The sequence below is a fragment of the Flavobacterium branchiophilum NBRC 15030 = ATCC 35035 genome (assembly GCF_002217205.1).
Classification (GTDB): Bacteria; Bacteroidota; Bacteroidia; order Flavobacteriales; family Flavobacteriaceae; genus Flavobacterium; species Flavobacterium branchiophilum.
Window position 1 is genome coordinate 1 of record NZ_MUGT01000061.1, and the last position, 9,977, is coordinate 9,977.

Sequence of the window (9,977 nt, forward strand, 5' to 3'; positions counted from 1 at the left end):
GAGGTAGAGGAAGTGAGCGACAAACTAAAGTTTTAGTAATGATTGAATCTGAGGAGAATTCTAAAAATGAGAACAAGCATAGACCCAGTAAGAAAGCAGGATACTTAAAAATGAAAGTTATTACAAATTTGAAAACGGAAACTATAAACAAAAAAATTGAAAAATTTGTTGAACCAAAAACAAAAGTAACAACTGATGATTCTACGTCATACAATAAAATATCAGCAACAATAGAGCATTTTGGAGAGAAAGTCAATAAAAAGGAAATAAACAAAATTTTGCCTTGGGTTCACAAAGCAATAAGTAACTCAAAAAGGTTATTATTGGATATTCATCATAGAATAGATGCTGACTTTCTTCAGAATTATCTAAATGAATTTTGCTATAAATTTAATAGAAGACATTTTAACAATCCTATGGAAAGACTACTAATTGCGGGGGTTAATCATAGATGGAATGAACTTTAGGAATACAAACGGATAAGCATATTATAATATTACAATTACGACAAATGCTATTGAGAACGGACAAAGTTCGTTGAAGGAAAAACTAAAATTTAGAATTCTAGACAATGGTTTTTTAGATAAAATAAATAATTAACCCCGCTTGCATATAGTTTCTGTTAAAGGATATGCATATGTCTTCAGCCTTTGTAGCTTTACCACCTTTGAGCGGACGAAATATTTAAGACCCTATATTGTATCCTTGAAACAGATTAAAAGAAATTGATAGAATAAAAAACATAATAACAAATGAAAAACACATACTTACCCATTAATTGGACAGACGGAGTAAAGCTCACAAAAGACCATTTTATCAACAACTATTTCAATTTTATTGCTACTACCAATGATTACAGTAGTGTAAGATTGAACAATTATAACTACGGAATTATTGAGGAAGACACTGATACCTCATTTGAAATGGAAACAAAAGCCAATAATGCTAACTTGGAAGTTTCCTTAAAAAAGTGTCATTGTATTGCCAAAAACGGACACTTAATTGTTTTTAATGCCGACATTTATGGCGAAGACTTTCCGCAAGCTTCTTTGTTTGGGTCTAGTTTAGACCCAAATGCAACCGATACATATTATGTAATTGTATCGGTAAATCCATATAACTTAATTCCTGTTGGAATTCCCGATCCAGAAGTTGTACCACTCCATCATCCAAATGCTGCACCCGAAATAAAACTACACATCATCAATAAAAATGAAGTGAATGCTGCGTTTTTGGAAGGTTATTTTTTAATTCTAAAAAAATATAACTTTAAAAACGGTGTGTTTGATGAAGATACTAAATACATTCCGCCTGTTTCAAAACTCAAAAACAACAAACTGTTGATTGATTTTAATAAAAATGCCACCATGGAATTGGAACAAATTTATGACTTTTCCATAAAAATCCATAAGAAGAACATTCATAATTCAATGAACAATAAATTGGTATTAAACACCTTTAGTCTTTGCGAAAAAATTATTGGTTTTTATACCGATGCTATTTTCTTTTTAAGAAATAGGGCATTAGAAGAACCACCAATTTTTATGCTAGAAAAAATGGTGATACTTTCTAATAGTTTAATGGCAACATTATCATTAATGGACGAAAAAGAAAAAGAAATGCTGTTGCAATATTATTATGAATGGGTAGATGTAAAACCATCGGAATTATTGCAGGTAATTTCTCAATCGAATGGTGCAACTTATGACCATAACGACATTTATCAAACCTTGGAAAAAATAGATCAATTTATTGGAATAATAAAAAAACTATGGAAAAAACTAAGCGAATTAGAATACATAGGCGTTAGAAAAGAAAACATCGTAATTAGCGAAGAAACAAAAACCGCAGCTCCAAAAAGTAGAACTTGGTCAATTTTAGATTAATATTAGTATGATTTCTGCGAAACTATATATTTTAGGAGAAGAACGAGAATTACTTTGGAATAGCACAAATTATTTCAAAGGTACGAGAGCAGATGGTTCACTAACAAGCGAAGTAAATGGAGGGTTGTTGACATTATCTTTTGTTACTCAAGAAAGCGATGGGTTGTTTTTGGAAAATATGACAAAAAAAGTTAAAAATGAAACAGATAGAATGGAAAAAGGCGAAATACATTTTTTTGAGAATGGATTCAATGATGTACCAGCCAAAAAATACAAATTTGATGATGCCTATATAATTCAATTTTCTGAAATATTTACTACTTATGAAACAGGAAGAATGGAAACTATATTAACCATTTCTCCTGCAATTCAAGATTATGGTAAACTAGTTATAAAACCTTGGCAAATATCTTGGCTTCCACCTAGTGAAACTGCTTTTTATCAAACGGCAAAGGCTACTGAAATAAAAGAAGAAAAAATAGTTGATGAAAATCCATGTGATTGTACAACTGCTGAAAAGGATAAGTTGCAAAGAGAGGTAACAAATAAATGCAAGGGTGGAATTATGAAAAAATGCACTGATACAGATAATTGCGGCTCTTTAATTTCTAAAGAAGCCCAATTTAGAGAGTGCATGAATGCTCGGATAAAGATTAATACAAAATGTTTTAAAGGAGGTGATGCAGGACATAAATTACAAGTACAACAAGCAATAAACGGAATGATCAATTGCCAAAATTTAGCGATATTAAAATGTAAACCCGAAGAACCAATAAAACTTCCTGTAATTGACGAGAGTTTAAAAGAAAAAATTTCTCGATTAACAGGATTAACAGGAACAGCACTTATTATCTATATAATTTTATCTGAAGGAAGTAGGTTGTTTCCTCCAAGAAATTTAGTACCAATTCCATAATCAAAAAAAATATGAAAAAAGAAACTTTAATAGACGAAATAAAAAAAGCATTTGAAAATGAAAAATATCCTGGGGATAATAATTTAGTCTATAACAATTCAAGAGAACACTATGAATGCAATGAACTAAAAAATCAGTTTATTGGAAAAAAGTGGGTTGAAATTACAAATGAATTATTATTTGAAAACAAAGATGCCTTACCATTTTTTAGTAAAGAAGGATTTAAATATTATTTGCCTTCGTTTATGATATATATAATTAACGATTATTATGAATCAGACACACTTTCTGACAATTTAATTAGTATTCTAACCTTGCCTCAAGAAATCGATTTAGCAATAATGGCCAAGGATATTAATAAATTTGAATTAAACAAAAAAGTGCCTGAATTTGATTTTGAAAAGTATTTATATGAGCAATTAGAAACAATTAATGAAAGAGTTAAAGATTTTATATGTCAAGTAAAGTTAATCAATGTTGAACAAAGTAAATTAGTGCTAAAATTTTTACAATTTTTGCAAAATAATTATCCTAGTGAATATATAAACAATCCTGTGAAACCTCAAACAGCAATAGATAGATACTGGTTTCAATTTGAATAGTAAAATTTATATTAATAAAAAATATGACACCATTAAATCAACCACAGATAAAAGAAACAAAACGTAGTTATTATATTATGTTTTCAATCACCTTTTTGTTTATATTTTCATGCTTAGTCATCACGTTAGTAACCGCCAACAAAGGCGTTGCAGAGCTGGAACAAAAGCATAAATATTATAACGATATTGTAGTTAAACAAGGCGAAATGAATTTAATTTTAGACGAAATTCTAGTGCAATTAAATGATTTGCGTTTTAAAGATAGAACTTTAAATGAACGCAAAAACCTACAATCATTAATCAATGAAAAAAGGTTTATCATCAATGCCGAAATTCAAAAATCGAAAAAAGATTTGAATAATCCGTTTACTTTGTATGAAGAATTTTTGTTGGAAATACAGCAAATTCAAACCAAAATTGACGTGTTGAAAGAAACCGAAGGCCTTTTTGCAATTAACAAAAAGCAACTCGAAAAGTGCATCGAAAAACAACAGGAAGAGATTAATAAATTAAATAAAAAATAAAATGAGTAAAGCAGTTGAAATAGACGAAAGTTACTGGAAGAATATAAAATTTAATTTGATATTTTTTGCATGTTGTTGTGTGATATATATCATTGTAACCAAGTTTTTATTAAAAACACCCGAGTTTGATAATACGGAAATGTTAAGCAGAATCAACGATTTTGAGAAAATTCAAACCCTTAAAAATGATTATACAAAAAAATCGCAAGAAATTTTTAAAACCATTGACACCATAAAATACGATGTCAATCAAGTGCAGCGAATTGATGAAATAAAAAGATACATTGCCGATTATAAACAGCCTTATAAAGACAATGAATTTCATTCGTCCTATAATTTTTGTTTGATTGGCGGAAATATCTTGAATGTTTTTTTAGAATTAAATCTTGAAAAAAGCACTTTAGAAAAAAACAATACGTTGATTGAAACCAACCTTAACGAATGTAAAGCCAACTTTAAAGATGAACATTAACAACAAAACAAAAGCCTATTTTTTAATTAGTATTGTTGCAATATTACTACTTATCGCCTTGCTATTTCCGTTCAATAAAAAGCTGAATAATTTGGACTATTTAATTTTAGATTCCAACAACAATCACTTGTTTGAAAACAACGAAAAATTGCAATTTAAAATTAACGATTCCACTTTATTAGAAGGAAAAAAAGCGGTTTGGTATTTTGGAAACGGCGATTCAATCGTGAGCAATAAATCGGTAACTTATAGCTTTACCCGAAACGGTAAATATTTGATTACGTTTCGTGTAGATGATAAATTTGATTTCTCCAAACAAATTAACATTGTCAACAACAAGTATTTTTCTGCTTACGACTCTATCCCAAAAGTGTTTTGCGAAGATTTTGCTTATGTAGGCGAAGAAGTTGTTTTTTCGAGTTATGCACCAGGTTCCACAAAATGGTATTGGGAATTTGGCGAAACAGGAACTATAGATTCTTATGAAAAACAAGCCATTTATAAATTCAGTAAACCTGGGACTTACACAGTGCAATTAGAAACCGATAAAACAAAATATCCCATTACAAGAGATATTGAAATTTATCCATTGTACGAAGCATTTAAAGAACCTGAAAAAATAGATTCAACCAGTATCATCACAAACGACATTAAAAAAAGACTACAAATTATTGCAGGGTTGAGTGTCAATAATCAAGCGGGGTTTAATGCTCAAGTCAATTATTTGAAAAAGAAATATTTTTGTCACGACCTTTCAAAAATTGTTGTGATAGTCAATGAAGAAAAATACAACGATTTTTTAAGCTATTGCCAAGGATTGCACTATTTAGGAGGAAAATCGACCCTAATAAGCGATGTAAAAATTGATACTGTAAAGTGTTTCAAAGAGATAAAAGTGACACAAACATCGAAAAAAGCGAAGTAAACATGATAACACAAAAAATAATTTTCGGAATAGAACGTAAAGAAATCTCACACTTTACGTCAATAGAACTACACCAAACCATAAACGACCACCATACTTTTACCATAAAAGTACCGCACTCGGTAATAGAAAAACCACGGGCATATACCATGCAAAATGCTCAAAATTGGTTGGGAAAAGTGGTGCATATTCAGCTAGAAAACAAAAATAATTTTTTAGGAATAATAACAGATATTGGTTTTGAATTAAACAAAGACCTCGTGGGCAATCAACTTGTTTTAAAAGGTTATTCTAAAACCATTTTGCTCGAATCGGGTCAAAAACTACATTCTTGGGAAGATACCACCTTGCAAGATATGATTAGAGAAATTATCAAAAATGGTGCGGGCGAACAACTACAAAACGACATTCAACCCGAGTTTAACGCTAAAAACAATTCAAAAATTGATTATCAAACCCAATATATGGAAACCGATTTTCAATACATTCAACGATTAGCCAAAACCTACAACGAATGGATGTTTTATGATGGCGAAAAACTGTTTTTTGGAAAACCTAAAGACATCAATACAAAAGAAAAAATAAACCTAACTTTTAACCAAGATTTATACACTTTTAATTTGAATATTCAAGCCAAGCCTGTTCAGTTTGGAGCATTTACCTACAACGAAGACAGCAACAAACTCTACCAAGCCAAAACCCAAGATAAGGTAGAAGGATTGCCTTTATTAGGAGAAAAAGCCTTTGAAGTTTCAGAAAAGTTATACAATACAACCTCTTTTGAATACGGACGATTTTCTACAGGCTATGATGGCAATTTAGAAATGGCGCTTAAAAGCCGACAAGAAGCCACAATGGCAGATGCTAATTATGTAACCGCCACAAGTAGCAATAGCAAATTAAAAATAGGAACAATTGTTACCATAAACGCATTTGAAGAAAAAATCTTGTCGCCGCTAGACTCTCGTTGGAATCCCAACAAACCTTTTTTACAATTAGAGTCAATTGGGCAATACATCATTACCGAAATTACCCACAAAGCAAATGATATTGGCGAGTATGAAAACAGTTTCAAAGCCTTGCCCGCTTTCATTAAAAAACTGCCCGAACCACAAATAGCTTTTCCAATAGCCGAAACCCAGCAAGCTATAGTTATAGACAACAACGACCCCAAAAAACAAGGCAGAATTAGAGTAAAAATGCAATGGCAACAAGCCAAAAACCTACGCTCGCCATGGATTAGGGTCATGACACCAGATGCAGGTAGTAGTAACGAAGTCTCTAAAAACCGAGGCATGGTTTTCATCCCAGAAGTGGGCGACCAAGTCATGCTGGGCTTTCGTTACAACGACCCCAATCGTCCGTTTGTATATGGTAGTATGTTTAACGGAACGACTGGTGCAGGTGGTAAAGAAAAAAACAACATCAAAAGTTTAAGTAGCAAAAGTGGCAACATCATCAAGCTCGACGACAACAAAGGAAGCGTTTATATTTCAGACAAAGGAACTGCAAACATTCGGTTTGACGGTGCTGGAAATGCGACTACTAATGCTAATGTTAATCACAACATCAACGCAGGAAAAAATAACACAATCAATGCTGGGCAAACGCATTCTGTCAATGTAGGAGCAACTAAAGAACAACCACCTCAAACAACTTTAGCAATGAATGCCGATGGTAGCATTGTTTTAGACGGAAAAACAAGTATTACCTTAAAAGTTGATGAAAACACCATTACATTAAACAAAGAAGGCATAAAAATAAGCTCGGCACAAGGCACTATCGATTTAGAAACATTAGTTGGATCCTTAAAAATTGTAAGTGCAGGGGCATTAGATATAACAACAGATAGCGAACTTACCGTTAAAGCTGGTCCAAGTGCACACATTTCTTCTGGAGATACTAATATTATGTAGCCATGGACGAACTAGAATACATCACCAAAGATGCACTAATGATGTGCGACCAAGGCGGAGCTCCCGATTTTTTTAAGCCAACTTATAACGATAAAGTAAAAATTCACGGTTGTTTGGTAGCTACCACAAAAGATGCAGTGCCTTTGAGCAACATTCCGTCTTTTAAAATATGCAAAGTAACACAAAAGCCTTGCATGCCAGCTACTGTACCGTTAACATGGCAAGACACTTGGCAAGTAAAGATAAACGGCAAAAATTCATTAATTGGCAAAAGCACTTGCCAATGCCCCATTGGAGGCAAAATAGAATTTATGACCAGCGGACAAATACCATTGCCTGCCGATGCCATGGCAGAAGTAAAAGAAATGCAAGAGCAAGCCCAGCGAGAACTAGACGACAGTGGCAATGGCGATAGCATAGGCGAAGCAGGCTTTGCCGAAGGACTCATACCCGTGTGGGGAAGCGGTAGAGACCTTATAAACGACATCCAAACAGGCGATGGCTTGGGTGCAGTTATGAACGCAGGATTTCTAATTTGGGATGTTGCCTCCATAGCCGCTGGTGTAGTGTCTTTTGGTGCTGCAACAGCAGCCATGCAAGGAGCAAAAACAGGGCTCAAAGCCACCTTAAAAGCAGGCGGAAAAGTAATTGCAAAATCAGTAACAAAAAATTTAGGTAAAGCCGCTTTTAAGAAATTGGGTAAAGAAATGTTAGAAAACTCAATGAAACTTCAAGCAAAACTATGTAAATTATCTGCTGTATTTGGTTGTTTTTCAGCCGAAACATTGATAAAAACACCCGATGGTTTTACAAAAATAAAAGACATACAAATAGGCGATGAAGTGTATAGTTTTGATGAAGAATTAGGCGAAGTTTGTATTAGAAAAGTAACACATCTATTTATCGAAGAAGTTGAAGAAATTTTAGAAATACATATCAAAAATGAAATAATAAGAACTACTAGAAACCATCCCTTTTTTGTAAATGGTGCTTTTAAAGATGCCGAACAAATAGCAATAGGCGAGCATCTATTTACCCACCAAGAAAAGTTTGTAGAAGTTATAGCCCTTAATTATTTGCCCTCAACAGAAAAAGTATATAACTTTGAGGTAGAAGAAAACCATTGTTATTTTGTAGGTGTAGATGGGGTTTTAGTGCTGAATGCTTGTCATATTGATGTGTTTTTTAAAGCATATCCTCATTTAAAAGGAATTGTTGGACAAGTACATCATGCTATACCTCAAAAGGTTTTTGAGAAATGGCCTGAATTATTTGAGAAAACAGTTAAAAATAGTTTAGAAAATTTAAGAGGAATACCTAAAGAAGGTATGTACAAATTGCATCAGGGTGATATTCATAAATTATGGAACAGATTTTATAAGAATTTTGATAAGAAGGGAATTGAACCGAGTAAAGAACAAATTGAAAAAATGGTAAAAGCAATTGATAAAAAATTTGGACATTTATTTAATCCAACACTATAAAGAAAATGAAATATTATTTAGTAGAACCAGAAGTTATGGTTGATTTAGGAAGTGGGACAATTTTTGAAATGATAAACCCTCCGATTAAAACAATAAAATCATTGCATATTGAACTTGAAAGTTGGATGGGTGATGATTTACTAACAAATCATCCAGTGTTTATTGTAACTGAAAATTTAAAGAAGAGCTTGGAAATAAGTGATTTTAGCGGATTTACATTTGATAAAATGAAAGTTACCAAAGGTAAATATTTTGAAAACGGATATGATTTAAAAAAATCATTACCAAATTTTCATTGGTTAAAAATTAATGGTCAACCAAATATAGATGACTTTTATATTTTAAATTATGAATTGTATATTTCAGAAAGAATATTAGAGTTTTTGAAATTAAATTTTCAAATTGATAATATGGATATTAATAGACCTAAAGATGAATTTGATGACTTTATTGATAAATTATAATGTAATTTTATAAATATAAAAACCATTGTTATTTTGTAGGTGTAGATGGGGTTTTAGTGCTGAATGCGTGCCATATAAAAACCTTTTTTGATGCTTACCCTCATCTAAAAGGTCTTGTTTCTCAAGTACATCATGCAATACCGCAAAAAGTATTTAAAGAATGGCCTGAATTATTTGAGAAAACAGTTAAAAATAGTTTAGAAAATTTAAGAGAAATACCTAAAGAAGGTGCATACACTTTGCATCAAAGTGCAATTCATACAGAATGGAATAAGTTTTATAAATACTATAAAGATGCTGACTTAAAACCCACAAAAGAAGCAGTTGAATCTATGGTAAAGAAAATTGATGATACATTTGGACATTTGTTTAATCCTCCAATAAAATAAAATTATGATAAATTATAAAAGAGTACTGCCTGAAATATTACTGGATTTAGGCGAAAAAACAGTTTTTGATAACCCAGATTCTCCAACCAAAGAAATAGTAAAATTACATATTAATATTGAAAATTGGTTAGGGGATGATTTATTGTGGAATTTTCCCGAAACAATCGTAACCGAAAGATTAAAAAAAGATTTTGATCAAAATATTTTTACCGGATTTATATTTGATGATATTTTAATAACAAAAGACATTTATTTTTACGATAATTATCATTTAAATAAGCCTTTACCAAAATTTTATTGGATGAAAATAAATGGGCACGAAAATATAGATGATTTTTTTATTAAAAAAAGTGAATTATATATATCAGAAAGAGTTTATAATTATCGAGTTATTTACAT

Annotated in this window: 12 protein-coding genes; all 12 read left to right on the plus strand. The window is 31.5% G+C overall.

What is annotated here, in order from left to right:
- Positions 1-467: IS1595 family transposase (locus B0A58_RS08660; RefSeq protein ID WP_133063101.1), on the plus strand; the 467-nt coding region annotated here is incomplete at its 5' end.
- 285 nt (positions 468-752) lie between these two features.
- A complete protein-coding gene (locus B0A58_RS08665; protein ID WP_089080732.1) occupies positions 753-1,886 on the plus strand; it encodes a hypothetical protein in 1,134 nt (377 codons plus the stop codon).
- Between the two features lie 7 nt (positions 1,887-1,893).
- Positions 1,894-2,802 (plus strand): type VI secretion system tube protein TssD, encoded by a 909-nt coding sequence (gene tssD / locus B0A58_RS08670; RefSeq protein ID WP_089080733.1) that lies wholly within the window; start codon positions 1,894-1,896, stop codon positions 2,800-2,802.
- 11 nt (positions 2,803-2,813) lie between these two features.
- Entirely contained in the window at positions 2,814-3,404 is a 591-nt protein-coding gene (locus B0A58_RS08675; RefSeq protein WP_014085243.1) for a DUF6714 family protein, read from the plus strand.
- A 23-nt stretch (positions 3,405-3,427) separates the two neighbouring features.
- Positions 3,428-3,928, plus strand: coding sequence for a hypothetical protein (locus B0A58_RS08680; RefSeq protein WP_089080734.1), 501 nt, complete (start codon positions 3,428-3,430; stop codon positions 3,926-3,928).
- Between the two features lies 1 nt (position 3,929).
- Positions 3,930-4,400, plus strand: a complete 471-nt coding sequence (locus tag B0A58_RS08685; protein WP_014085245.1) for a type VI secretion system transmembrane protein TssO — start codon at positions 3,930-3,932, stop codon at positions 4,398-4,400.
- Positions 4,390-5,325: a PKD domain-containing protein gene (locus B0A58_RS08690; RefSeq protein WP_089080735.1), complete on the plus strand. Its 936-nt coding sequence runs from the start codon at positions 4,390-4,392 to the stop codon at positions 5,323-5,325. Before B0A58_RS08685 ends, B0A58_RS08690 begins: the two co-directional genes overlap by 11 nt.
- A 2-nt stretch (positions 5,326-5,327) precedes the next feature.
- Positions 5,328-7,241 (plus strand): type VI secretion system Vgr family protein, encoded by a 1,914-nt coding sequence (locus B0A58_RS08695; protein WP_089080740.1) that lies wholly within the window; start codon positions 5,328-5,330, stop codon positions 7,239-7,241.
- A gap of 2 nt (positions 7,242-7,243) precedes the next feature.
- Positions 7,244-8,725, plus strand: coding sequence for a polymorphic toxin-type HINT domain-containing protein (locus B0A58_RS08700; protein WP_089080736.1), 1,482 nt, complete (start codon positions 7,244-7,246; stop codon positions 8,723-8,725).
- A gap of 5 nt (positions 8,726-8,730) precedes the next feature.
- Positions 8,731-9,189 (plus strand): hypothetical protein, encoded by a 459-nt coding sequence (locus tag B0A58_RS08705; protein ID WP_089080737.1) that lies wholly within the window; start codon positions 8,731-8,733, stop codon positions 9,187-9,189.
- A gap of 56 nt (positions 9,190-9,245) precedes the next feature.
- Positions 9,246-9,578, plus strand: coding sequence for a hypothetical protein (locus B0A58_RS08710; protein ID WP_089080738.1), 333 nt, complete (start codon positions 9,246-9,248; stop codon positions 9,576-9,578).
- 4 nt (positions 9,579-9,582) lie between these two features.
- Positions 9,583-9,977: hypothetical protein (locus tag B0A58_RS08715; RefSeq protein ID WP_089080739.1), on the plus strand; the 395-nt coding region annotated here is incomplete at its 3' end.

Bases quoted from the DNA above. Each gene is read 5' to 3' on its own strand.
- B0A58_RS08665 (WP_089080732.1), top strand. From the start codon at position 753: ATGAAAAACACATACTTACCCATTAATTGGACAGACGGAGTAAAGCTC.
- tssD (WP_089080733.1), top strand. From the start codon at position 1,894: ATGATTTCTGCGAAACTATATATTTTAGGAGAAGAACGAGAATTACTT.
- B0A58_RS08675 (WP_014085243.1), top strand. From the start codon at position 2,814: ATGAAAAAAGAAACTTTAATAGACGAAATAAAAAAAGCATTTGAAAAT.
- B0A58_RS08680 (WP_089080734.1), top strand. From the start codon at position 3,428: ATGACACCATTAAATCAACCACAGATAAAAGAAACAAAACGTAGTTAT.
- B0A58_RS08685 (WP_014085245.1), top strand. From the start codon at position 3,930: ATGAGTAAAGCAGTTGAAATAGACGAAAGTTACTGGAAGAATATAAAA.
- B0A58_RS08690 (WP_089080735.1), top strand. From the start codon at position 4,390: ATGAACATTAACAACAAAACAAAAGCCTATTTTTTAATTAGTATTGTT.
- B0A58_RS08695 (WP_089080740.1), top strand. From the start codon at position 5,328: ATGATAACACAAAAAATAATTTTCGGAATAGAACGTAAAGAAATCTCA.
- B0A58_RS08700 (WP_089080736.1), top strand. From the start codon at position 7,244: ATGGACGAACTAGAATACATCACCAAAGATGCACTAATGATGTGCGAC.
- B0A58_RS08705 (WP_089080737.1), top strand. From the start codon at position 8,731: ATGAAATATTATTTAGTAGAACCAGAAGTTATGGTTGATTTAGGAAGT.